This is a genomic window from Achromobacter sp. NFACC18-2 (assembly GCF_900108985.1).
GTDB lineage: Bacteria > Pseudomonadota > Gammaproteobacteria > Burkholderiales > Burkholderiaceae_B > Achromobacter.
This window is the reverse complement of sequence record NZ_FNYM01000009.1, coordinates 34,323-58,960: the sequence shown is the minus strand read 5'-3', so window position 1 is coordinate 58,960 and position 24,638 is coordinate 34,323. Positions and strand designations below refer to the sequence as shown.

Sequence of the window (24,638 nt, the reverse complement as noted above, 5' to 3'; positions counted from 1 at the left end):
CAGTTCAGCCGGCAAGGCCGGGCGGGCGCTTCCGGGCGCCCGCCCGGCGGCGATACCACCACGTGAGTCCCGCCCACGCCAAGGCCCACACGCCCAGGATCGCGGCGTAGAAAGGCCAGAAGATGAAGGCCGACACGTCGTCCCAGCCAGGCGCGGTACGCTTCAGGCCGATGGGCGCGCTGATTTCCAGTTCGATCTTTTCGCCCAGCAACGCGGGCCCGGCCGCTAGCACCGTGAAGGTGAGATGCGAGGTTCCCTTCGCCAGTGCGGGGAACGGCGGCGCGCTCTCACGCGCCGCGCCATCGGCATGGGTTTCAGGCCAGAGCTTGCGGTAGAAATGGGTGGCGCTGGCGGCGCTGCGCGGGGCCGCGACAAGGACCACGTCCAACCCCTTGCCGTCGCGCACCCGGATCCGCACCGGCTCTCCCGGGTTGGCGAAGCGCGGCAGCGCGTCCCCCGCGCCCGCCCGGGTCGAATACTCCCCCAGTTCGGGCCGCTCCCGGCCCATCGGGCCGCCGAAGCGCGCCTCCATCCACAGCGGCGCTTCGCGGATGCGGTAAACCTCGGCTTGCGCGGTCTGCCCGAGCGCAAGGGTGATCGGCGTCAGCGTCGCGTCGGCGGACGGTATGTACCGCAGCATGCCCAGCGCGAACCACGCCATGGCGGCCAGCCAAAGCCCCCACCCCACCGCCAGCGACAGCTTGAAGAACGTGCGCCACATTTCGTGTCGTCCAGAAATTGCCAGCCCCAGAGCGTACGCGAAATCGAAAGCGGACATGCTGACGCGCCGCCGGGCGCTGCCGGCGGCCAAGCCGGCCGCCCCTGCTTCCTCAGAACGGCACCATGACCTTCAAGGTGCCGCTGTGGCTGCGCACGTGCTCGGAGAACTGGCCGTCGTACTGCAGGCGGAAATCCACGCCGCCCGCCCGCATGACGTGCATGCCCGCCCCCACCTTGCCCACCACATCGTCGATAGGCAGCGTCGTGTCGAACGCAGCCGTGCCGGCAGGCGCGCCGCGCAGGCGGGCGCTGGACGTCCAATCGTCCTGCGACAGGAAAGACACGCCGGCATACAGGAACGGCCGAAGCACGGCGCCGTTGGACAGCTCGGCGCGTCCGCCGAATTCGATCATGGGCGACAGGCCCAGGATGAACTGGTCGCTGCCATCCACCGACAAGGCCAGCGGATTCGAACCCGACTCCTTGTACCCCGACATGCGGGTATAGCTGGCATCGAAGTCCAGGTACGGCTTCACATACATGTTGTCGTACGCGAAGGTGCGTGCGGCGCGCAGGCGGGCGTTGAAACCATAGACATCGGGACGGCTGGTGAGGGTGTCCTGGTATCCCACGATGTCGATGTTGCGATCCATGCGATAGCCCCCGTAGCCGCCCCCCACCGCCGCCGAGAACACCCACTTTCCTTCCTCGCGCTTGACCACCGCGCCCGCGTAGCCGCTGTCGCCATCCCCGCGCACGCCGCCGTCGGTGGCGCGCACCTTGCTGCTTTCATAGGCCACCGAGCCGCCCACGAACCAGCCCGGGCTGACCTCGCGCTGGCCGCCGAACTGGTAGGTCATCGTGTCATAGTCGAAGCCCGCAGTGCCATTGCTGGCATCCTGGCTGGTCGAGCGGCCGGTGACCTGGCCCCAGAAGCAGTTCTGCTCGCCCGTCAAGGCGTCGACGCCGGTGAACGTGGGGCACGACATCATCGCGCCGGTGAATTGCCCCAAATTGGCGGCCGACTGCACGGCCGGCGCGGCCGTCACACCCGGCGACAGGCTGGCCACGTTGTCCCGGTAGACGCCCGCCCCCTGACGCGAAGCCTGGTCCAGTTGGCCAAACAGCGGCGCCAGCGCGGCGTTGCCCCCGGCTTGCCAGATGCGCTGAAGGTGGTCCGCGACCTGCCGCTGGTTCGACTGCAGCGCCATCGACAGCGCATTGAAGTCGGCGGCCGCCACCCGGATGCGCGTGGACTGGCCGACCTGGCGGGTCGCGTAATCGAAGACCGGACTGTCCACGGCGTCCACGCTGCCCTGGGAATCGCCCTGCACCGTCAGCACCGTCAACTCGCGGTCCGGCAGCAGCGCCGCGGCCAGCACATCGACCTTGCCATTCAGATCGCCATTGCCCTGCACCACCATCTGCGAGGCGCGCATCGCATCAAAATCCACGTCGGCGCGCAGCACGCCGCCCGCGGCCTGCCTGAAATCGCCGCTCACGGTCAGGGTCTGGAATTGGCCGGGCGAGCCGATCACGATGAGCCCCGCGTTGACGACGTTGGCCTGGTAGGCGACGGCCGCGTTGGCCACGCCGCCTGGCTGAACGATGTAGTCGCAGGCGCTGCTGGAATCGCTGTTGCCGCAATAGACGTTGCCGCTGACAGTGCCGTAGGTGTTGATCGTCAGAAACGACCCCGCCGCCGTCGTGGAGTCTCCGTTGAACGTCAGCGCCGTGTTCGACAGCGCGCTGAGCGACCCGCCCGCATTGACATTGACGACGTTGTTGCGGCCATCCAGTATCCACACGCCCTTGCCGCTGTTCGTGCCGCCCGCCACGCTGCCGTTGATGTTGACCGTGACGGACTGTTCGCTTTGTCCGCCCTGGCTCTGCGCCATGATGCCGGTCGAGTCCGAACCCGTGGCGCTGAGCGTGCCGCTCTGGTTCACCGTGACGCTGCTGGCGTTGCCGGCACTGCTGCTAACCGACCCCGCAAAGCCCCCCTGCGGGCCGCCGGCCAGGCCGCCGCCCCCGCCAATCGACTGCGCGATGATGCCGTAGGCGCTGGCGCCCACGGTCGTGAGATTGCCGTTATAGGAAACCGACACGCTGCCGGCGGAACTGGAATTGAACGTGGTCGGCAGGAATCCGGCCGGGTTGGTGGTGATGAGCTTGGTCGTGTCGCCCAGGATGCCGCCGCCGTCCGCGATGGACTGCGCCACGATACCGTGCGCGCCCGCGCCATGCGTGTTCAGGGTGTACTGCAGGTCCAGGCTGACCGAGCCGCCATTGGAATTGCCGCCACCCAGCACCGTCGTGCCCACGCCGGTCGCGGTGCCGGACGTGACGATCCCGCCGCCGCCGCCGATCGATTGCGCGATCACGCCGATCGCGCGATCGCCATAGGTGTTCAGGTTCAGGCCGGTAGACACATTGATCGCGCCGCCCGTGCCGCCGACGCCCGCGCTGCCCGCGTGCAGGTCGAATTGCTGACTGCCGGGATTCGCGGCCGATGCCGTGCTGCCCGCCATCGCAATGCCGCCGCCCCCGCCGATGGACTGCACCACCAGGCCGTGGGCGCTGTCGCCGGTGGTGCCGATGGACGCATAGCTGCCGCCGGTCACCGTGACGTTGCCGCCCGCTCCGCCGCTGCCGCCCGTGGCCCCGGCGCGCAGCGCGCCATGCGCCAGCGGCGATCCGGTGGCCCCCATGCCGCCGCCCCCGCCGATGGACTGCATGACGATGCCCATAGCCCCGTAGCCGGAGGTGTTGAAGCTGTTGGATCCATTGCCATTCACGAACGCAACGATGCTGTTGCCCGCGCCGCCGCTTCCGCCGGAACCGCCCACCGAAATCGACACATTCGATGACGAGATGCTGGACGACGCGGTCGATGCGCCGCCCGCGCCGCCGCCTCCGCCGATGGATTGCAGCACCGCGGCGTCCGCGTAGTCACCGAAGGTATTCGTGGAAGCGCCGATGCTCGCAGCATTGGACGTGCTTCCGATCGCGCCGCCCGCGCCGCCGGCGCCACCGCTGCCGCCCACCGAAACGTTGAACTGGTACGTCGTGCCGGCGTCGCCCAGCGACCCCGACGCGTTGTTCTCGCTGGTTCCGCCGACCGCGCCGCCCAGGCCTCCCGAGCCGCCGATGCTCTGCACCAGCAAGCCGTCCGCATCCGCGCCATGCGTGGTGACATTGCCGTCGCTGTTCAGATTGATGGTGCCGCCATAGCCGCCGCCGGTACCGCCGCGGCCCACCGACACGGTGCCCCGGACATCGGTCGTGCCGTCCTCGCTTTCGCTATTGACGGCAAGCCCGACCTGGCCGCCTTGCGACGCCCCGCCGCCGCCGCCGATAGACTGGACCAGCACCGCGCGCGCGCCGTCGCCGTGGGTGACGATCGTGCTGGATGGATCGACGGTGAGCGACGCCGTGCCGCCCTGCCCGCCGGCGCCGCCGACGCCGCCCACGTTCGCCGTGATGGAGACGTTGGCGTCCACATTCGGGCTGCGTCCGGTGGCGGACCCTACGCCACCCGCGCCGCCCCCGCCCCCAATGCTTTGCAGCACCAGCGCATTCGCGGAGTCTCCCCACGTGGTGATGGAGCTGCCCGCCAGGCTGAGCGTGGCATTGCCGCCATAACTCCCCGGCCCGCCGCTGCCGCCCACCGACGACTGCACGGTGCCTCCCACGGAGTCGCCGGTGCCGACCACCGTCGACAGCGCCGAGGCGCTGCCGCCCAGGCCGCCCCCGCCCCCGATGGACTGCACCAGCACGCCTTGCGAGTTGGGGCCATAGGTGGTGAGGATCGAGTTGTTGATGGCCGACGACGCCGTGCCACCGGCGCCGCCCGTTGCGCCGGAACCGCCCATGGCAAACGTCACCGCCACGCCGAAGGACAGGTCCTCGTCCGGAACGGCGATCGCCAGGGCCTTTGCCACGGAAGCGCCGCCCGCTCCGCCGCCTCCGCCGATGGATTGCACGACCACGCCGTGCGCATCGCCATTGGTGGTGCCCGACGAACCGGTCGTCAGGCTGGCGTTGGACACATTGCCCACCGCGGTGCCGCCCGCGCCCCCGTTGCCGCCGGTGCCGCCCACCGCGACGGACATGGCAAACCCGACGCTGGCGTCGTAGGACGACGCCGCGCCCCCGGTCCCGCCGCCGCCGCCGATGGACTGCGACACGATGCCGTAGGCATGGTCACCGCCCGTATTCAAGGTGTAGCCGTTCATGCCGACGGTGGATGAACCACCATTGCCGCCGCCGCCGCCCTGGCCGCCGATGACGGCGACACCGCTCGCCGCGCCGCCGTCCCCGCCCCCGCCGCCGATGGACTGGGCCAGGATCCCGATCGAGCCCGCCCCGCTGGTGGTCAGCCCGCCGGACTGGCTGATATTGACCGTGCCGCCGGCGACCGCGGAGCCGCCCGCGCCGCCCAATGCGATGATGCCGCTGCTGACGCCCGCCGTTCCCCCGCCGCCGCCGATGGCCTGCGCCGAAATGCCATGCGAGGACTGCCCGGCGGTCGAGATCGTCGACAGGCTGCTGATCGTGACCGAGCCGCTGGCCCCGCCGATACCCGCATCCGCGCCAGCATTGCCGAAGAGTTCGAAGTTGGCCGTGGTGGCGCCGCCGATGCCGCCCATGGACTGGCCCAGGATGCCGATGGAGTAGTCGTTCAGCGTCTGAATGGAGCCGCCGGTGGTGGTCACGGTGACTGCCCCGCCTGCGCCGCCGCTGCCGGCATTCTCGGGCGTGAAATCGATGATGCCGCTGCTGGTCTCGACGCCGCCGCCCGCGCCGCCCAGGCTGCTCGCCGAGATGCCGGTGGACTGCAGGCCATTGGTGCGGATGCTGGCAGTGCCGTCCATGACGATGTTCACCTTGCCGCCACCGCCGCCCACCGCACCGTCGCTGTCCTCGCGCCCGGCGCCTCCATTGCCGCCCTGCGTGATCACGTTGACGCCGGGCAGGTAGTCACCGGAGGTCGTGACCGACGACCCGCTGTTCAGCGTCACCGATGTCGTGGTGCCGCCGTCGCCGCCGCCGTATCCGCCTATCTCGCCACTGGTGTTGGTGATCGTCTGCGGGCCCATGCCCCCATTGCCCCCGAGCCCGATCACGACGATCCCGCCGGACACTTTCGACAGGCTTGCGGGTTGTACCGTCGACGTGCTCGCCACGGATACCTGGCCCCCGTTCACGACGCTCATCGCGCCGAATTGGCCGCCGGTGCCGCCATTGTCGCTGCCGTCCTCGGACGTCTTGCCTTCGCCACCCTGGCTCAGGACATACAAACCACGGATGCTGCTCAGTGCAGACCCGCTGACATTCACCGATACGTTGCCGGTATTGGTGATGATCGTCGGATTCGAGGCATTGGCCGCGCCGGCGCTGGCGCCGCTGCCGTTGTCCTGGCCGCCATCGCCGCTGATCGATTCGGCGCCGATGCCCCACGCATAGCGCTGCGTCGAACCGGTGACCGAGACCGCGGCGGAGTTGGTGATGTTGACGATATTGCTGCTGCCGCCGTTGCCGCCATTCTGGTCGCCGGTCGCCGCTTTGTCCTGGTTCCCGCCCAGCGCACCGATGCTGGCGCCGTAGATGCCTACGCCGCCATACGGCAGGTTCTGCACGCTGATATTGCCGCTGTTCGTGATCGTGACGGCGGAACCTTCGCCCCCCCGGCCGCCGTTGCCGCCGCCGATCACCGTTTCATTGGCGTTGGCGCCGATGCCGCCCACCGACGCGCCATACATGCCGAACTGCGAGCCCGAGTCGGCCCAGATGCCCGGGCCGCTGCCTTGCGCGCTGGAGGTCGGCGCGTTCTGCACCGTGATGGACCCGCCATTGTTTGTGAGGGTGATGGTGCCGCCATTGCCGCCGTTCGTGGCGTTATTGCTGGTATCGCTGGACCCCATCCCGCCCGTCAGGCGCACGAAGATGCCGCCCTGCGGCGCGCTGGGCTGCAGCACAGCCCCGTTATTGATCACCGTGTAGTTGCCGCCGTAGTCGCCAACGTTGTCGCCGGTGCCGGCGCTGGCGGTATTGATGATGCTGACCTGGGCCCCCGCCCCGCCCTGGCTGGACGAAATGGTGCAGGTGGTGGACGTCGAGGGGCTGGTATTGACCGCAGGGCAACTCAACGCCGCGGCGGCAGGCTGCGCCATGACCAGGCCGACCGCGGTGACGGAAAACAGCCCCATCCAGCCCGCCGGTCGCGGCAACGTCCGCCGCGGTTCCAGAATCCGAGCAAACGCGGCCCGGTTACGCGACGTCCGCTTGGCGGTCGGCTTCTTCATCTTCAACCCCTGTGGCAAGCCCGTAACAACAGGCCGCATTAGTTTTCTGATTAATTCTGCTCGGGGTTTTTACCACGCACATCCAAGGGCCTTTTGTCGATTCGACGAAACGTGGATTTCAGCCGGTGAAGCAGCGGCCAAAGCATGTCATCAGCAGTAAACAATCGTTTCCTACCATGCCGCCTCCTTCAACCGAAACGGTCGCCATCCATGCACCACGCAAGATTCCTGCGGCACGCACTTCCCTTCTACTCTTTGCGCGTTACCACCTTGGCGGTCGTGCTTGCATTGTCGGCTTGCGGCGGTGACGACGACGGAGACGACGACAGCAACGCAGGCAACGGCGGGGAAGTCGCCTACGTCATTCCCGCCCCGCCCGCGGGTCTGGGCAAGGTCGACACCGCGCCGCTGCCGGATGCGCCCGCCTTCGTCGATTTTGCGGCCACCAATCAACGCGGCGATCCGCGCTATGCGACGCTGGACTCGAACGCTGGCGTTCGCGTGCTGGGCGGCTTCCTGGAAATCTGGGAGCCCCGCACGCGTCTGGTCGATGCGGGCGTGAACGCCGCGGGCGCCGATGGCTTCCCCGGCATCATTGCCTCTGACTGGACCGGCATTCCCGGTGACGCAACTGACGGTCGGGTCAAGAACCAGGCCGTGCATGAAGAAAACATCGACTTTGTCGTGCGCACAACCGCCAGCCGGACCGCCGAGCAGGCCAAGGCCGCCTATCTGGACGACCGCCGCGGCAAGAACTACAGCGTCACCGATGGCCTGGGCCCCTTGACCGCAGCCTGGCGCACGGCGGCTCAGCAAACCACCAGCATCAACGACGTCGCGCCCGACGCCGCCACGGTGAAGTACGACGACACCGGCAACAACACGGGCGTGTCGGGCGCCGCAAACCCGGCCTTCGGCGACGCCATCGCGTTCGTGCAGAGCATGGGCAACAATGCCTCCACCGAGCCCAGCAAGCGCTTCTACAAATATGCGCGCCCGTGGCGGTGGAGCGCCAGCGTGCAGGTCGTCCCGGAACTGGAGCCCGCCAAGAGTTCTTCCCCCGCCACCGACGGCGGCTACCCCAGCGGCCACACCGCCGAATCCGTGCGCAATGCCATTGCCATGGCCTATCTGGTGCCCGAGCGCTTCCAGGAACTCGTGGCCCGCGGCGTTGAATTGGGTGAAAGCCGGATCATCGCCGGCATGCACTCGCCGCTGGATGTCATGAGCGGCCGCATCCTGGGCCAGGCCTCGGCGACAGGCAACATCTTCGCCGCCAGCGAAGGCACGCGTGCCGTTGCGTACGCGCAGGCCCGCCAGACCCTGATGGCCGCAGTGGGCGCCAGCACGCCCGAAGCGTTCCTGGCCTTCGCGCATTCGAAAGACCTCAGCGAAGACCGGTTTGCCGATCATGACGCCAACAAGGCCGAATACCGCCGCCGCCTGACGTTCAGCTTCACGCAGATCGGCGACACGGGCAAACCGGCCGTGGTGCCCAAGGGCGCCGAAGTGATATTGGAAACCCGCCTGCCGTACCTGAACAACGACCAACGCCGGGTTGTCCTGAAAACCACCGCACTGCCTTCCGGCTATCCCATTCTTGACGACGCGGAAGGCTTTGGCCGCATGAACCTGTTTGCGGCCGCCGACGGCTACGGCGCATTCAATGGCGATGTGGATGTCACCATGAACGCCAGCCTCGGCGGCTTCAACGCCTTGGACGTGTGGCGCAACGACATCAGCGGTGCGGGAAAGCTGACCAAGAGCGGCACCGGCACGTTGGCCATGGCGGGCGCAAACACCTATTCGGGCGGCACCGTGATCGCTTCCGGATCCCTGCGCGCCGATTCGGACAAGGCATTGGGTACCGGCGCGGTCTACATCAGCGCAGGTGTGCTGGTACTGAACGCAAAAGAGGCCGTCCAGGTTCAGGGAAGTTATACCCAGACGTCCGCAGGCACGCTTGAAGCCCATGTTGGCGACGATGAAGCGGGCCAAGTGGCGGTCAGTTCCGATGCCGCGCTGGCCGGCCAGCTGAACATCGCGTTCCGTCCGGGCTACACGGCCACGGCCGGCTCGACGATCACGGTGTTGCGAGCCACCAAGGTGCACGGCAAGTTCGATGGCATCACTGTCAAGGGCTTCAAGGCAACGCCGATCTACAACGCGGACAGCGTGCAGGTCCGCCTGGACGCCGCGGGCTGATTTGGGGTTGGGCTGATTTGGGGTTGGCCCGATTTGGGTTGACCTGATTCTTACGCGATAAGACCGACGGCAACCAGGCGGGGTGCACCCGCCTGGTTGCCGTTTGTCCGTTCAGCCACGATTATGTCCACGGCCAATCCCATCCCTTTCTAAGCGGCCACGCCCATCGTCACCAGTTGCGCGTGGAAAGCCGCAACGCTGCGGTTGCGGGGCTCATGCCGGCTGACCAGCCCCAAGGGCGGGAGGGTACTGGCCACTGCGCAGTCCAACCTGCGCAGCGCCCCTGCATCCAGCGCCTCACGCACGAAACTGAGCGGTCCCATCATTAGCGCGTTGCTGGCCCTCAGGTAATGCACCATGGCCGCCAACGAGCGCGTGCTCAGGGGCTGAAGCGCGGGCAGCGCGCCGCAATCGGCGAACAAGGCTTCAAAGGCTTTATGCGTCTGGCTGTCCGGCGGCGGACTGGCCCACGGGAAATCCAGCAGATCGACCGGTCGCAGGTGTCGACGCTTCGCCAGAGGATGACTGGGGCCAGAGGCCACGACGCAAACATCGGCCAGCAAGGCCTGAAACCGCGAATCGGGCGCCAGTTGAGCCGGTTCGCGCGCCACCAGCATATCCAGCTCGCCGTCCGCATAGCGTCCAAGCAACACGGGCAGCGCGTCTTCAAACAGCTCCAGCCGCACTTGGGGCTGGGCAGAGAAAAGCGCCGGCAACGCGGGGTTGATGACGCCGGTAATGCCCGCCGTAATGGCGCCCACTCTCACTGTCCCTTCAAAACCGGCCCCCGCCGCCGCCAGCGACTCCGCACATCCCGTCAGATTGTTCATCACACTACGCAGCAGGGGCAGCAGGTCGCGACAGGCAAAGGTAGGCCGCATGCCGCGCGCGTGCCGCTCGAACAGGCGCGTCTCCAGCGCGCGCTCGACCTCCAGCACCATTTTCGTCGCGGCGGATTGGCTCAGGCCGATCTGCACTGCCGCATGCTGCACGCTGCCCAGCTCGGCCACCAGCACGATCAATTGCAAATGACGCAATCGCGTGCGCGCAACCAGACGATTGAAGAGGGTTGCCGCGGACGAGCGGTCGCTGGTTGATGGGCTGAGCATGAATCTACCTATTCCGAACTGGCATATCTACTTGTGATATTTCACTTTTCAAGTATAGCTATTCAAGGCGCAATACCAACCTCATACCAATACTTCAAGGGGTTTTCCGATGTCGCATTTCCTACGGGGCGCGCGCGTAGGCGCCGCCCTCTGCGCTGCGCTGGTCCTGAATGCAACGGCAGCGGCCGCCGAGACAACAACGTGGCCCGACAAGCCCGTCACGTTCATCATTCCGTTCCCGGCCGGAGGATCCATCGACGCGGTGATGCGGGCGATTTCTCCGCAATTGAGTGAACGACTGGGCCAGACGGTCGTGATCGAAAACGTGGGCGGAGCCAGCGGCTCGATTGGCGCGGGGCGCGTCGCGCAAGCCAAGCCTGACGGCACGACGCTGCTGGCCGGCAGCATCAACGACGTGGTCTTGCAGCCGCTGGTCAACAGCCACCTGCGCTATGGCACCGACGATTTCGAACCCGTCTCGCTCGTCTTCACGTCGCCGGTGATCCTGGTCGCCCGCAAGGACTTGCCGCAATCGAACATCGACGAGGTCGTGCAGGCGCTGCGCGCCGACCCGGAAAGCCTGAGCTACGGCAGTCCGGGGCAAGGCACGTTCCAGCATGTCGTCATTGAAGATCTGCAGCGGCGCACCACCACAAAGATGCTGCACGTGCCCTACAAGGGCGCTGCGCCCCTGGTCAACGACCTGTTGGGCGGCCAGATCGACATGGCGGTCATGGCGCCGCCCACCGCCTTGCCGCATTTGCAGCAGGGTCGCATCAAATCCCTCGGCGTGATCAGCGGCCAACGGCTGTCGGCCTACCCTGACCTGCCCACCATCAATGAAAGTGGCGCCGTGCAAGGCATGGAAATGACCGGCTGGGTGGGCGTGCTGGCGCCCAAGGGCGTACCGCCCGAGCGCCTGCAACGCGTGCGCGATGCGCTGGCCGCCGTCATGGAAACGCCTGCCGTGCGCGAGCGTGTGCAGGCGATGGGCATGGAGTCGGCAACGTCCTACAGCAAGGCCAGCTTCGATACCCGCATTCGCGACGATCTTTCCGTCCTGCGCGCCCTGAATCTCACCATCCAACCTTGAGGATCCCCATGCCCCCGGTCCACGACATTCTCGACACCATCGCCGCAAACCCGGCCTTTCGGGCCATCCGGCGCGATCTGCACGCCAACCCCGAAATCGGCTTTGAGGAACATCGCACCGCTTCGATGGTTGCCCGCGAACTGGCTGCCTGGGGCTGGGAGGTATCGACCGGCATAGGCGGCACCGGCGTTGTCGGAACCCTGACGCGCGGCGCAGGATCCCGCCGCATCGGCCTGCGCGCCGACATGGATGCATTGGCGATGCCCGAGGCCAATCACTTCGCGCATCGGTCGCAGCGCGACAACCGCATGCATGCCTGTGGCCACGACGGACATACTGCGATCCTGCTCGCCACCGCCTGGTATCTGGCGCATCACGCCCAGTTCGACGGCACCATCCATTGCATCTTCCAGCCCGCCGAGGAAGGCGGCCAGGCGGGCGCGCGCGCCATGATTGAAGACGGGCTGTTCCAGCGGTTTCCCTGCGATGCCGTCTTCGCGCTGCATAACTGGCCCGACCTGCCGGTCGGCAGCATGGGCGTGCGCGCCGGTCCCTTCATGGGATCGAGCAACCGCTTTCGCATCGACATCGCCGGCAAGGGCGCCCATGCCTCGCAGCCCGAGCTGAGCGCGGATCCGCTGGTCTGCGCGGGCCACATCCTGACCGCCCTGCAAACCGTCATATCGCGCAACCGCGCGCCTGATGAGCCCGCGGTGCTGTCCGTCACGCAGATTCACGGTGGCGACGCGGTCAACGTCATCCCGCAAGAGGCGTGGCTGGGCGGATCCGTTCGCACGCATCGCGACGACACGCTGGACATGATCGAGCGGCGCATCGGTGAAATCGCCGAGGGCGCGGCAGCCACCTTCGGCTGCACGGCAACGCTGAAATTCGAGCGCTGCTACCCGTCTCTGGTGAACGACATAGAACAGACCCGCTTCGCGGTCGAGGTAATGCGCGAGGTCGCTGGCCCGGACCGAGTATCGGACGATCTTGCACGGCTGATGGGGTCGGAGGACTTCTCGTTCATGCTGGCCGAAAGGCCCGGCTGTTACGTGCTGCTGGGCAACGGCGCCGGCGTGCATCGCGATGCCGGACATGGCCCGGGCCCTTGTCGCCTGCACAATCCGTCGTACGACTTCAATGACGACGCGATTCCCTTGGGTGCGGCGTATTTTGTGCGGCTGGCGCAGCGGTTCCTGGCGCAATGAGGGGTTGAAAAATCTTGTCGCCGCGCGGTAGACGACCTCTTCCCTATCCAGCGTCGAACGTCATAGCCGCCCATCCGCCGGTCCGGGGCACACTGCAAGACGTAATCGCCGCAGCATAGCCCCGGGGTGCCCCTGACAGTGGGCACGCCTTAGTTGACTGTGATGTTCGCCTCTTTGATCAGGCCAGCGAAGCGCGGGACATCTCTGGCAATGAGCGCCTGAAAGGCAGCCCCGCCCTGGTCTTTTTCGTCGGGCGCCTGCGCCGCCAGCTTGTCCAATGACTCTCGCACGCCCGGACTCTTCAGCGCAGCGGCCAGCGCTTGTTCCAGCCGCGCGATGACGGCTGGCGGCGTGCCGGCGGGCGCTGCGATGCCGTTCCACACACTCATATTGAATTGGGGCACGCCCGCCTCTGCAAACGTCGGCACGTCGGGAATCTGGGGCAGACGGGAGGCCGAAGCCACTGCCAGCGCGGTGACGCGCTGGCCTTCATGAAGGGGAATCATCGTGACCGTCTGGTCAATCACCGCGTCCACGGTGCCGGCCATCAGGTCGGCAATAGCCGGCCCCGCACCACGGTAGGGGATCTGCATGCCTTGGGTTTTGGTGACATGCATGAAATAGGCGGCCGAAATATGACTGGTCGATCCGTTGCCCGCATTCCCGAAATTCACATCGGCGCCGTGCTTCTGCAGGCGCGCGACAAAGTCGGATAGCGTGGTGATTCCACTTTTTTTACTCACCGACAGCACCATCGGCACGGTCGCCACCAAGCCGATCGCCGTCAGATCGCGGCGCGGGTCGAACTTGCTCTTGGGGTACAGCGACGGCGCGATGGCCAAGGAGCCCATGTTGCCGAACGTGATCGTATAGCCATCAGGCTCGGCCCGCGTCACGCGCTGGTTGCCGATCATGGTGCCGCCGCCGCCCAGGTTCTCGACCACGACGGTCTGCCCAAGGTTGTCCCCCATGGCCTGTGCAACGATCCGGGCCAGGCCGTCAGTCGACCCGCCCGCGGCGTACGGCACCACCATCGAAATGGCGCGTGTCGGATAGCTTTGTGCGGCGGCATAGGCGCCATGCCCGATCATGCCGGCACTCAAGGCCGCCAGAATAATCTTCTTCATGTTTGCTCCTCGCTGTTTTTGCCGGCGACAGCCGGTCCTCCGCCTTGTCTTGGCGGTCTTGGTGTTGCAGGTTGAAGGGACGGCGCGGTCACTGCCGCGCCGCTATCCTTGTGAGTCGGCCTAGTCCTGCTTGTTGGCCAGCTCAACGCCGGCCAACTGTTCCGACAGGCGTGCCACGGCGGTATGGTCCTGGCCCGGCCCCAGGGACTTTCCCGCCGCCGCCCAGAGCTCGCGGCACAACGATGCGAACGGCGTCGGCGTTCCCGCATCGGTAGCAATTCCCAGGGCAATCCCCAGATCTTTGACCATCAGGTCAAGGCCGAAGCCTGAATTGAACTGGCGCGACAACACGAACTGCTTGAACTTCTTTTGGGTGGAGTTGTTCATGCCGGTGGACGCATTCAGCACGTCCACGATCACGTTCGGATCCAGGCCAAACTGCTGGCCAATCAACATGGCTTCAACGCCAATGAGAAAGCCGCCCGCCGACACCAGATTGTTGAGCGCCTTCATGGCGTGGGCGCTGCCGACGTCTCCGACCGCCGTGATGGAAGAGCCCATCGCGGACAGCGCCGGACGCACGCGCTCCAGGGTCGCGGCGGGGCCGCCGAACATGATGGCCAGTTCACCGGTGCGCGCCCGCGGCACTCCGCCGGATACGGGCGCGTCCACCATCTGGCCGCCTGCGGCAGCCACGGCGGTCGCCAGCCGCTGCGTGTGGGCAGGCACGCCCGAACTCATTTCCACCACGACACTGCCGGCGCGCAAACCCGCGAGCACGCCGTCCGGCCCGCTTAACACCTGTTCGACAATGGCGCTGGTGGGCAGCATGGTGAAAATGATGTCGCTCTGCGCGGCCAGCGCTGCGCAGGTCGCGGCCGCCTGCCCGCCCACCTCCTGGGCGAATTTCTGAGCCTGACCCGGCACGGCATCAAACACGGTCACGGCATAGCCGGCTTGCACCAGACGGGCCGCCATCGGCCATCCCATGCTGCCGATGCCGACCAGGCCCACGCGTTCTCGCTGCGTGGTCATGCTTGCTGCTCCTTGAACGCGCCCTCTTCTTCCAGCACCTGGTTGGCCACCTTGAACGCGTCCAGGCCGGCGGGAATGCCGCAGTAGACGGTCGCTTGCAGCAGGATCTCCTTGATCTCCTCCACCGTCACGCCGTTGTTCAGCGCACCCTTGACGTGCAACTTGATTTCGGCCGGGCGGTTGAGCGCCGTCAGCATGGCCAGGTTCAGCATGCTGCGCGTCTTCTTCTCCAGCCCGGCGCGCCCCCAGGTGTAGCCCCAGCACCATTCCGTCGTGATGTGCTGAAACGCCATCATGAAGTCATTGGCGCGCGCCAGGGAGCCGTCCACGTACTCGGTTCCCAATACTTCGCGGCGAAGATTCAGGCCTTGATCGAACAGGGCTTGGGTTTCGGATTTGATGTCTGCCATACGTTCCTCGTGGTGATGGCGGCGCCTGATCTGCAAACGCCCGCCGCTTGTCGATGATCGGATTGTCTGACAATCAATCGCGATCCGTCAACAGTCCGATTGTCTGACAATCTTCTTGACTGATCAAAAGATGAAACGAATAATGCGGCAAAGCGCCGGGCTGGCTGCCGCGCGCCAATACCCACAAAAAACAGGAGACAAACATGAAAGAACTCCCCAAGCAGGCCGTGCGCCACGGGCGCCGGGAATTTGTGGCCGGACTGGGTGCGGCTGCCCTGGCGACATCCCTGCCCGGCCGGGTCCTGGCCGCGCCCACAGAGATCAACGTCGGCGTGATCCTGCCCCTGTCCGGCGCCAATGCGCAGTTCGGCATCAATTCACGCCAAGGCCTGGAACTGGCAGCGGATGAGATCAATGCCGCGGGCGGCATCAAGTCGCTGGGCGGCGCCAAGCTCAAGCTGATCGTTGCGGACGCGACGTCGCAGCCCACCACCGCCGCCACGGTCGCGCAGCGGCTGATCACGCAGAACCGCTGCGTGGCCATCATTGGCGCCTATGCATCATCGCTGACGCTGGCCGTCTCCGAAGTCACCGAACGCCGCGGCATACCCTTGCTGACCATGTCGTTCTCCGACGTGCTGACCGAACGTGGTTTCAATCACATCTTCCAAGTGGTATCGAAGGGATCGGTGCTGGGCAAGGCGCAGTACGACTACGCCGCATCCGTCGTGGCCGGAGCGTCCGACATCAAGAAAATTGCGCTGCTGTACGAGGACACGGCCTACGGGACGTCGCAGGCCGTCGGCGTGCGCAATGCCGCCAAGGCGGCAGGCGCCCAGATCGTGCTCGATGAGGCCTATCCGCTGGGCATCACCGATGTGACGCCGCTGATCAGCAAATTGCGCGGCTCCGACGCGCAGATCGTATTTCCTATCTCTTACTTGAATGACAGCCTGCTGATCATTCGCGTGATGCGCCAGCAACGGCTGACGGTCCCTATCGTCGGCGGGGCGGCGGGCTACGTGATTCCTGACTTCGCCAAGGCGCTGGGCCAATATGCCCAGGCCGTGCTGTCCATCGCACCCGCCAACTACGACCAGGCGCCGGCATATACCGAGCGCTACCGCAAGCGCTTTGGGACATTCATGCCGCACGAAGCCCTGGAGCATGCCGTGTGCGCGGGCGTGCTCGCCCAGGCGCTGGAGGTAGCGGCGTCGGACAAACCCGACGCGGTATCCAAGGCACTGCGCGCGCAGAAGTATGACCAGGGCTGGTCTGGCGTGATGTCAGGTGGCGGCGTGCATTTCGACGCCAATGGCCTTAACACCTTGGCCCAACCCATCATGGTCCAGTGGCAGAACAACGAACTGGTCTCGGTGTGGCCGCAGGCGCTGGCCAAGGGCCGCGTCATCACCGCCAGCTGACGCGCCGCGCACAGGACGAAGGACGCAAGGAGGACAGTCATGCAATTTTTGCAGGCGCTGGTGGACGGCATTCTGCTGGGCGGCGTTTACGCAGTCATTTCAATCGGCCTGACGCTCGTATTCGGGGTGGTCTCCATTGTCAATTTCGCCCAGGCCGAGTTCCTGATGGTGGGCATGTTCGTGGCGTACTTCGCCTGGAAGCTGTTGGGCCTGGACCCGCTGCTGGGCTCCCTGCTGTCCTTCGCCGTGGCCTTCCTGCTCGGGGTGCTGACACAGAAATTCCTGATCGACCGCGTGTTGAAGGCGCCCGCGGTCGCGCAGATATTTCTGACGGTCGGGCTGCTCATCGTGATGGAAAACCTGGCGCTGATCCTGTTCGGATCGGAATTCCGTTCCGTGCAGACGTCCTATCAGATGACGGCGCTGGCGATCGGCCCCCTCCTGCTCAGCGCGCCTTATCTGCTGGCCTTTGTCGTGGCGGCGGTGGCCGGCCTGACGCTGTGGTGGGTGCTGAAGAAGACCTGGTGGGGCATGGCGGTGCGCGCAACGGCGCAAGACCCGATGGCGGCCCGCCTTTCGGGAATCTCCACCCATCGCGTGCACCAGTTGGCTTTCGGGCTGGGCGTGGGTCTGACGGCATTGGGCGGCGGCATCATCCTGCCCTATCTCACCGCATCAACGACCGTCGGCGCGCAGTTCAGCGTGTTGATGTTTACGGCGGTGGTCCTGGGAGGACTGGGCAGCGTAATGGGCGCGGTGGTGGGAGGCGTGGCGGTCGGCGTCATCCAATCCTTGTCCTCGCTGGTTCTGCCGATGCAGCTTCAGAACCTCGTCCTGTTCGCCATCTTCATTCTGGTCCTGGCGGTGCGCCCGGAAGGTCTCTTGAAAAGGGCTACATCATGACGTCGATTCGACAATTCCTGCCTTGGGCGGTGCTGGTGATGATCGCCGTGGCTGCGCCCTGGATGATGGAGGACCAAGGCTACGGCATCCGGGTTCTGACGCTGGTTCTGCTGTTTGCGGCGATGGGGCAGTCGTGGAACATCGTAGGCGGCTTGGCCAACCAGATCTCGCTGGGGCACGCCGCCTTCTTTGGGCTGGGCGCGTACACGTCCACGCTCTTGTTGATGCGTTATGGCATATCGCCTTGGCTGGGCATCGTGGCCGCCATGGCCGTAGCCGCCGTGGCGGGCGGCCTGCTCAGCCTGCCCACCATGCGGCTGCGCGGGCATTACTTCGCGCTGGCGACGCTGGCATTCGGCGAAGTGCTGCGCGCCATCGCCAATACCTGGGCATCGGTCACGGGCGGACCGGTGGGGCTGTCCATCCCGTTCGCGGAAGGTTTCGCGCAGATGCAATTCAAGTCCAGCATCCCCTATTACTACCTGATGCTTGGCGCCGCGTTGATTACGTCGATTGTGTTCGCGTTGATCAGCCGATCACGGCTGGGTTACCGGCTGCGCGCCGTAAAAGCCAATCCGCAGGCGGCGGAAGTCATCGGCGTGAACACGGCCCGGACGCGCATCCTTGCCGCGGTCATATCCGCCGCATTGATGGGTGCTTGCGGCACGCTCTATGCGCAGTTCATCTACTTCTTTGACCCGGATACCGTGTTCTCGCTGGTGGGCATTTCGGTGCGTGTGGCGCTGATCTGCATCATCGGCGGCGTGGGTACGGTTGCCGGGCCGCTCATCGGCGCGCTGGTCATCATTCCGCTGGAGGAGGTGTTCAACGACTGGCTGTCGGGCCAGACGGCGGGCGTGTCCCAGCTGGCGTTTGGTCTGATCCTGATCGCCATCATCCTGATCGAGCCGCGCGGTCTATCCGCACTGTGGGCGCGACTGCGCAATCTGACGCGGGGCCAGCATGCCTGACATCCTGAAAGTATCGAACATTCAGCGGCGCTTCGGCGGTCTGAAGGCCGTCGACGACGTGTCGTTCCGTGTCGCCAAGGGCGACATCCTGGGCCTGATCGGACCCAATGGCGCCGGCAAGACAACCCTGTTCAACCTACTGGTCGGCCTGTACCGCAGCCAGGGCGGACGCATCGAACTCGAAGGCCGGGATGTCAGCGGCCTGCGGCCCCACCAGATTGCCGCGTTGGGCATGACGAAGACCTTCCAGAACGTGGCGCTCTTTCCCGAGATGACTGTGCTGGACAACGTACTGGTCGGGGGCCTGCTGCGTCATGACGTGCCGCGCGCGCGGAAACTGGCCCGCGACAGCCTGGACCGCGTGGGACTGTCCGCCATCGCCGCCAAACCGGCGGGCGAACTGTCCTTCCCCGAGCAGGCGCGGGTCGAACTGGCGCGCGCGCTGTGCACCGATCCCAAGGTCTTCCTGCTGGACGAGGTCATGGCGGCGCTGAACGAATCCGAAATGGACGCCTTGCTGGATTTGATCCGCACCCTGCGCGATGAGTCGGGCATTACCTTCATCGTGGTCGAACACCACATGCGCGCCATCATGCGGCTCTGCAACCGGATCCTGGTGCTGTCGTTCGGCCAGAAGATCGCGGAAGGAAGCCCGGTCGAGATCGCGGCCAACCCCAAGGTGATCGAGGTTTACCTGGGCAAATCGATGGAACAGGCGGAGGTGGCGGCATGAGCTTGTTGCAGATCCAGGGCCTGACGGCCTCTTACGACCGCAGTCCCGTCTTGCATGACGTGTCATTGGAGGTGCCCGAAGGCGGCTTCATCGCGGTGGTCGGCGCCAACACCGCCGGAAAAAGCACGCTGCTGCGCTGCATATCCGGTTTGCTCGGCAAGGTCAGCGGCCGGATTGTGTTCGACGGCCAGGACATCCTACGCCTGCCCCCACACAGGATCCCGGAGCTGGGCATTGCGCACGTGCCAGAGGGCCGACACGTCTTTCCCGAAATGACCGTCGAGGAAAACCTGTACCTGGGCGGATATTCCCGTCGCAAGGATGCCGCTGGGCTCAAACGCGGCTGCGACCAGGTCTACGCCCTCTTTCCCCGGCTGCAGGAACGCCGCCGGCAACTGGCGGGCACCCTGTCGGGGGGCGAACAGCAGATGGTGGCATTCGGCCGCGCGCTGATGCTCAACCCCCGTCTGCTGTTGCTGGACGAACCGAGCCACGGGCTGGCGCCCAAGGTGGTCGAGGAAATGCATCGGGCCATGATCGATATCCATCGAAGCGGCCTGACGATCCTGCTGGTGGAGCAGAACACCCGCCTCGCGCTGTCGGTGGCCGATCACGCCTATGTGCTGCAGTCAGGCGTGATGGTGCTGTCCGGCCCCAGCAGCGGGCTGCTGGAAGACAGCCGCGTGCGTGCAGCCTACCTGGGACTGTGACCATGGCCCGCTGGCGGGATATATTGCGTCTTTACGTTGAACCGACGGCTCGCACTGTCCGGGCCACAAGCCTGGACTGCTGCTGGAGCCTGCCGCCAAGTTAAGCGAGAGACAGCCATGCCCAGCCCCTCCGGCGCCGTTTTCGAGAAACCTTCCACCTTGCGCACCCGCGTCGAGGAATTCCTGCGCACATCCATCATGGACGGGCGCATCAAGGGCGGCGAGCGCCTGCGTGAAGTGGAACTCTGTGAGCAATTGAATATCAGCCGGAGCACGCTGCGCGAGGCGCTGCGAACGCTGGAAGCCGAACGCCTGATTTCCATCGAGCCGCACCGCGGCCCGACGGTCGTCCGTATCACCGAAAAGGCGGCTCGCGACCTCTACGCCTTGCGGGCGCTGCTGGAAGGTTTCGCCGCGCATGAGTTCGCCCGTCTTGCCAGCGATGCCGACGTGGAACGCCTTCGCAAGGCCGTCCAAGCCCTGAACCGCCAGGCCAAAGGCAGCAATAAGTCCGCCCTGCTCGCGGCCAAACGCGATTTCTACGACGTCCTGCTTTCCGGTTGCGAAAACGACCTGGTGAAAGACATGCTTCCGGGCCTGCTGTCGCGCATCAACTTGCTGCGTGCGACGTCTTTCGCGCGCCCCGACCGGCTACCCGAAAGCATGGCGGAAATCGATCACATCTTCGAGCGCATCCTGGCTCGCGACCCCCTGGGCGCCCAGGCGGCGGCTCAGAGCCATATCGTCAATGCGCAACGCACCGCACTCGAAGTGCTGAGGCGCCAACAAGAGGAGACCGCCCCAAGTGAAGACGATCGTTCAGGAACTGAAAGCCGGCGTGACGCTGGCGCATCAGGATAGCGAGTTCAAACTCGCAGCCAAAGGCCTGCCTTGCGCCATTTGGCTCCACGCCGGGACCGATCCCGGCGACAAGGTCAGCGCCTGGGCCGGCCAGCCTGCCACGCCTTCGCAGTGCATCGTCATCTCAGCCCCTCCCGAAACCTGGCGCAAACTACTGGACCCCACTCCTCCCGCCGGCTATCACTCCTTCACCGCTGCGAACCGTCATGCTCAGGGCCTGCACGTGAAGGGGGACGCCTTGGCTGTCGCGCAGGCCCTGCATGCCTTGGAAAGGCTGTTTGAAATCCTGCGGGGGCAGGTGGATGTTTCACCTGTTTTGCTTGACCGCAGCCCTATTGCCGGCCATTACGTCACGCTCGATATCGGGCATGCCCAAACGTCTCTGTACTACGAAACGAGCGGTTTGGCCGAAGGCCCTGCGCTTTTGATGCTGCACACCGCCGGTGCCGATTCCCGCCAATTCCACGCATTGATGGCCGACGCCGAGTTACGGAGCCAGTGGCGCATGATTGCCTTCGACATGCCCGCCCACGGCCGCAGCATGCCGCTTCCTGGCCAAGCCTGGACCCAGACCGGGCTGACACGCGACGCCTACCTGAACACTTGCCTTGCCGTCATCCACCAGATCGTAGGCGCGCCTGCGGTTCTGCTCGGCTGCTCGATGGGCGCAGCGATGGCGCTGGTCATCGCCGCATCCAGCCCCGCGGAAGTGGCAGGCGTGGTGGCGCTTGAAGCTCCCTGCAAGGCGGCCGGCCGGCGCACCCCACTGCTGTGCCACCCGCAGGTCAATCAGGCTGCGCACAATCCCGCTTATGTACGTGGGCTGATGGGTCCCGCTTCGCCGTTGGATGCCCGCCGCGAGGCCGCCTGGATATACGCGCAAGGGGGGTTCGGCACCTATGCGGATGATCTCTGGTTCTACAGCGAGGATTTCGACGCGACCGAGCATCTTGACGGTCTCGATGCCAGCGCATTCGGCGTATCCCTGCTGACGGGAGCCTACGATTACTCGGCAAGCCCCGAGGACTCGCGTCGCGTCGCCGCGCTGATACCCGGTGCGCGCTTCACGGCCATGCCTGACCTCGGCCATTTCCCAATGGTTGAAAATCCGCAGCGCCTGATGCACTACCTGAAACCAGAACTGGACCTGATCCGCGCCGCCCGGGGAATCGCATGACGCTGCCTACCTACGAAGTCTATGCATTGCGCTACGCCACCGTCGCAAGGCAGCGTACGCAGAATTTCATCACCCCTCCTGACCCGCATGACGGTCCGATGCCGATGGATTACTTCGTCTGGATAATCAGGGACGGCCAGCGCGTCTGGCTCGTCGACACGGGGTTCAACAAAGCGGCCGCCGACGCGCGCGGGCGCGAGTTCCTGAGGTGTCCGATCGACGCACTGGAGACGGTGGGCATCAAGCCTGAGGACATCCGCGATGTCATCGTGACTCACCTGCATTACGACCACGCCGGCAACATCCGGAAATTGCCCCACGCGCGACTGCACCTGCAGGAGAGCGAATTGCAATACGCCTGCGGCTGCAATATGCGCTTCGACATGCTGCGCCACGCCTACGCCGTGGAAGACGTCATCGACGTGGTGCGGGGGGTGTACGACAAGCGGGTCTCGTTCTACCAAGGGCACGATGAACTCGCTCCGGGTCTGCAGCTGCTGCACATCGGTGGACATACGCAAGGGCTGCAAGCCGTGCGCGTGCACACCGCACGCGGCTGGATCGTGCTGGCGTCCGACGCCAGCCACTACTACGACAACATGGGGTTGGATGCGCCCTTTCCAATTGTGCTGAACGTGGCTGACATGCTGGCGGGCTATGAGACCCTGTTGAAGTTTGCCGAATCCCCGGATCACATCGTGCCGGGGCACGACCCGCTCGTGCGCTCAAGATATCCCGCCGTCATGACGGGCAGCACAGAAATCGTTGCCTTGCACCAGGACTTTCGGCCGGCAACCTAGAAATCTGGGGCAGGCCAGGCGGCGCAAAGTGGCCCGATTGCGTGGAAGTGCCCACATCTGGCGGCCGACCTGGACGCCCTGAAAAATCTTGTGACAGCGGCGAAGTATTTTGTAGCGTGTTAACGAAATGAAGGGAATATCATCCGTCCCCTTTCATAACACCCGCAACAGGAAACAAAGATGTATATGCCGCGCCCCTTGCGCATGTCCGCCATTCTGGCCGTTACGCTGGCGCTCGCCGCGTGCGGCGACGATAGCGCCAAGAAGGAAGCGAAGGCGCCCGAGCCGACCACCGCTCAAGCCGAGATCATCAAGTACAACCTGTACGTGGACACCGCCAACAGCATCTCCACCACCTTCGAACAGGCGCTGGACCGCTACGAGACCTATGCCATCCCGGCGCTCAAGAGCAACAAGCCGCTCAAGGATTTCGTCATCAGCAATGACACGACCATCCTGCGCACCAAAGAGAAACTCGACCGCGCGCTGGCGATGACGACGCCCATCCCCGAGATCGACGCACCGGCCAAGGAATTCTCGGATGCGCTGGGCAAGCTGGCGCCACTGAGCAACGAACTGCAGAACTATTCGGCCGCGAAGACCTTCCTGTCGGACAACGGCACGCTGGCGCGCGAGAAAAGCCCGGCCTACGTGGCGGCGCTGACGGAAGTCGTAAAGGCGGAAAACGGCTTCTACCGCGGCATCTCCATCAAGGACACGGCCAACACCAAGGAGGCCTTCGAAAAGGCCAAGAAGGACACGGTCGCCTACTACCGCGCCGGCATGGTCTATTACGGCAAGGCCACGATGGACAAGGCGTCGGGCGTCTTTGACGGCAAGGGCCTGGGTGCCGACCAGGAAGCGTTCAAGCAGCAGTTGGACAAGATGAATGAAATGGCGCTGGGCTTTGACAAGAAGACGCGCGAAGCCGACCCCAAGGGCTGCAGCAGCATGATGATGGACGTCAACGGCTTTCTGGCCGCCGGCCGCAAGATCCTGGAGCACACCAACAATGGCCGCTACAAGGAAGAGGCGGCGCGCACGGGCGCGTTCAAGATGATTCGTCTCACGATCGTGGAAGACGCCAACGACCTGCGCCAGAATTTCAACAACCTGATCTCTGACCTGAACATCGGTCGCTGCTGATCGCCGCCAGTATCCGCGGCCGGTTTGCATGGCCGCAACCTGAAGCAGCGCCCCAACGTGTGGGCGCTGTTTTCATGCGCGGCCCATAACCGCCGCGGCACTCCCCGTCACAAGAAGCCACATCCCGGACTGCCCGCGCCTCATTGGCTGTCTTCTCCCGCCTCGTCAGCCAGGCAGGCCATGCAAGCGTCGAGCAACCGGTGCAGCTCGGCAACGCGCTCCTCGCCAAGACGTTCATTGAGCGCTGTTTGCGCCAGCCTCCACGCGCGCTGCCCCTCCGCGCGTTTGGCGATGCCCGCCTCGGTCGCTTCAACCAGACGGCTGCGCGAATCAGGGCCCGCGCCAATCACAAGCCAGCCCTGGGCGGCCAGCGGCTGCAAATTGCGCGTGAGCGTCGAAGCATCCATCTGCATGTGACGCGCCAAATCCCCCGGCCGGATAGGGCCTAGCCTGATCACGTGCGACAGCAAGGCGTACTGCGTGTTTTTCAGCCCTGCCCTGGCGACATACTGGTCGTAGTGCCGCGTCACCACGCGATCAAGCTGGCGCAGCTTCAAGTTGGTACAGCCTTGCGGCTTGATGGCGTTATTCATGCTATATATTGTACCTGCAACTATTGCAGATACAAACATATGGTGAATGAAGCGCCGCAATACCGGGTGCTCTGCATGGCGGTCGGTTCGCCACCTTGCCCG

General features: G+C 65.3%; 19 protein-coding genes. 12 read left to right on the top strand and 7 right to left on the bottom strand.

The window, feature by feature from the left end; translation table 11 throughout:
* Window positions 1-4 precede the first annotated feature (4 nt).
* Both BMW75_RS15415 and BMW75_RS15410 read right to left on the bottom strand, forming a co-directional pair.
* Window positions 5-778, bottom strand: a complete 774-nt coding sequence (locus BMW75_RS15415) for a hypothetical protein (protein ID WP_254792030.1) — start codon at window positions 776-778, stop codon at window positions 5-7.
* A gap of 52 nt (window positions 779-830) precedes the next feature.
* Window positions 831-6,932: an autotransporter outer membrane beta-barrel domain-containing protein gene (locus BMW75_RS15410; RefSeq protein ID WP_092580525.1), complete on the bottom strand. Its 6,102-nt coding sequence runs from the start codon at window positions 6,930-6,932 to the stop codon at window positions 831-833.
* Window positions 6,933-7,238: 306 nt separating this feature from the next.
* Here BMW75_RS15410 and BMW75_RS15405 point away from each other — a divergent pair, with 306 nt between their 5' ends.
* Window positions 7,239-9,233, top strand: a complete 1,995-nt coding sequence (locus BMW75_RS15405) for an acid phosphatase (protein WP_092580523.1) — start codon at window positions 7,239-7,241, stop codon at window positions 9,231-9,233.
* A gap of 149 nt (window positions 9,234-9,382) precedes the next feature.
* Here the strand turns inward: BMW75_RS15405 and BMW75_RS15400 are convergent, their stop codons facing one another.
* Window positions 9,383-10,342, bottom strand: a complete 960-nt coding sequence (locus BMW75_RS15400; RefSeq protein WP_092580521.1) for a LysR family transcriptional regulator — start codon at window positions 10,340-10,342, stop codon at window positions 9,383-9,385.
* Window positions 10,343-10,451: 109 nt separating this feature from the next.
* Between BMW75_RS15400 and BMW75_RS15395 the strand changes: the two genes are divergently transcribed.
* A complete protein-coding gene (locus tag BMW75_RS15395) occupies window positions 10,452-11,435 on the top strand; it encodes a Bug family tripartite tricarboxylate transporter substrate binding protein (RefSeq protein ID WP_092580519.1) in 984 nt (327 codons plus the stop codon).
* A gap of 8 nt (window positions 11,436-11,443) precedes the next feature.
* Window positions 11,444-12,646: a M20 aminoacylase family protein gene (locus BMW75_RS15390; protein ID WP_092580517.1), complete on the top strand. Its 1,203-nt coding sequence runs from the start codon at window positions 11,444-11,446 to the stop codon at window positions 12,644-12,646.
* Window positions 12,647-12,795: 149 nt separating this feature from the next.
* On the opposite strand, the gene BMW75_RS15385 is transcribed toward BMW75_RS15390, so the two are convergent.
* The 3 genes from BMW75_RS15385 to BMW75_RS15375 all read right to left on the bottom strand — a co-directional run bounded on the left by BMW75_RS15385 (window position 12,796) and on the right by BMW75_RS15375 (window position 15,218).
* Window positions 12,796-13,773: a Bug family tripartite tricarboxylate transporter substrate binding protein gene (locus tag BMW75_RS15385; RefSeq protein WP_092580516.1), complete on the bottom strand. Its 978-nt coding sequence runs from the start codon at window positions 13,771-13,773 to the stop codon at window positions 12,796-12,798.
* Window positions 13,774-13,893: 120 nt separating this feature from the next.
* A complete protein-coding gene (locus tag BMW75_RS15380; protein WP_092580514.1) occupies window positions 13,894-14,808 on the bottom strand; it encodes an NAD(P)-dependent oxidoreductase in 915 nt (304 codons plus the stop codon).
* Window positions 14,805-15,218, bottom strand: coding sequence for a carboxymuconolactone decarboxylase family protein (locus BMW75_RS15375; protein WP_076516597.1), 414 nt, complete (start codon window positions 15,216-15,218; stop codon window positions 14,805-14,807). The genes BMW75_RS15380 and BMW75_RS15375 overlap by 4 nt, the downstream gene beginning before the upstream one ends.
* A gap of 203 nt (window positions 15,219-15,421) precedes the next feature.
* Between BMW75_RS15375 and BMW75_RS15370 the strand changes: the two genes are divergently transcribed.
* The 9 genes from BMW75_RS15370 to BMW75_RS15330 all read left to right on the top strand — a co-directional run bounded on the left by BMW75_RS15370 (window position 15,422) and on the right by BMW75_RS15330 (window position 23,943).
* Complete coding sequence (locus BMW75_RS15370) at window positions 15,422-16,642, top strand: ABC transporter substrate-binding protein (protein ID WP_092580512.1); 1,221 nt, start codon at window positions 15,422-15,424, stop codon at window positions 16,640-16,642.
* Window positions 16,643-16,681: 39 nt separating this feature from the next.
* Window positions 16,682-17,545 carry a branched-chain amino acid ABC transporter permease gene (locus BMW75_RS15365; protein WP_076516601.1) on the top strand — a complete coding sequence of 288 codons (864 nt, stop codon included), beginning with the start codon at window positions 16,682-16,684 and terminating at the stop codon, window positions 17,543-17,545.
* Window positions 17,542-18,516, top strand: a complete 975-nt coding sequence (locus BMW75_RS15360) for a branched-chain amino acid ABC transporter permease (protein WP_092580510.1) — start codon at window positions 17,542-17,544, stop codon at window positions 18,514-18,516. Before BMW75_RS15365 ends, BMW75_RS15360 begins: the two co-directional genes overlap by 4 nt.
* Window positions 18,509-19,249 carry an ABC transporter ATP-binding protein gene (locus BMW75_RS15355; RefSeq protein ID WP_076516604.1) on the top strand — a complete coding sequence of 247 codons (741 nt, stop codon included), beginning with the start codon at window positions 18,509-18,511 and terminating at the stop codon, window positions 19,247-19,249. Before BMW75_RS15360 ends, BMW75_RS15355 begins: the two co-directional genes overlap by 8 nt.
* Window positions 19,246-19,959, top strand: a complete 714-nt coding sequence (locus tag BMW75_RS15350) for an ABC transporter ATP-binding protein (protein ID WP_092580508.1) — start codon at window positions 19,246-19,248, stop codon at window positions 19,957-19,959. The genes BMW75_RS15355 and BMW75_RS15350 overlap by 4 nt, the downstream gene beginning before the upstream one ends.
* Window positions 19,960-20,076: 117 nt before the next feature.
* Window positions 20,077-20,820: a GntR family transcriptional regulator gene (locus BMW75_RS15345; protein ID WP_076516606.1), complete on the top strand. Its 744-nt coding sequence runs from the start codon at window positions 20,077-20,079 to the stop codon at window positions 20,818-20,820.
* Window positions 20,765-21,997: an alpha/beta fold hydrolase gene (locus BMW75_RS15340; protein ID WP_092580506.1), complete on the top strand. Its 1,233-nt coding sequence runs from the start codon at window positions 20,765-20,767 to the stop codon at window positions 21,995-21,997. Before BMW75_RS15345 ends, BMW75_RS15340 begins: the two co-directional genes overlap by 56 nt.
* Complete coding sequence (locus BMW75_RS15335) at window positions 21,994-22,797, top strand: N-acyl homoserine lactonase family protein (RefSeq protein WP_092580504.1); 804 nt, start codon at window positions 21,994-21,996, stop codon at window positions 22,795-22,797. The genes BMW75_RS15340 and BMW75_RS15335 overlap by 4 nt, the downstream gene beginning before the upstream one ends.
* A 180-nt stretch (window positions 22,798-22,977) precedes the next feature.
* Complete coding sequence (locus tag BMW75_RS15330) at window positions 22,978-23,943, top strand: DUF3829 domain-containing protein (protein WP_092580502.1); 966 nt, start codon at window positions 22,978-22,980, stop codon at window positions 23,941-23,943.
* A gap of 140 nt (window positions 23,944-24,083) precedes the next feature.
* Here BMW75_RS15330 and BMW75_RS15325 read toward each other — a convergent pair whose 3' ends face one another.
* On the bottom strand, window positions 24,084-24,536 hold the full coding sequence (locus BMW75_RS15325) for a MarR family winged helix-turn-helix transcriptional regulator (protein ID WP_092580500.1): 453 nt from the start codon (window positions 24,534-24,536) through the stop codon (window positions 24,084-24,086).
* Window positions 24,537-24,638: the final 102 nt, after the last annotated feature.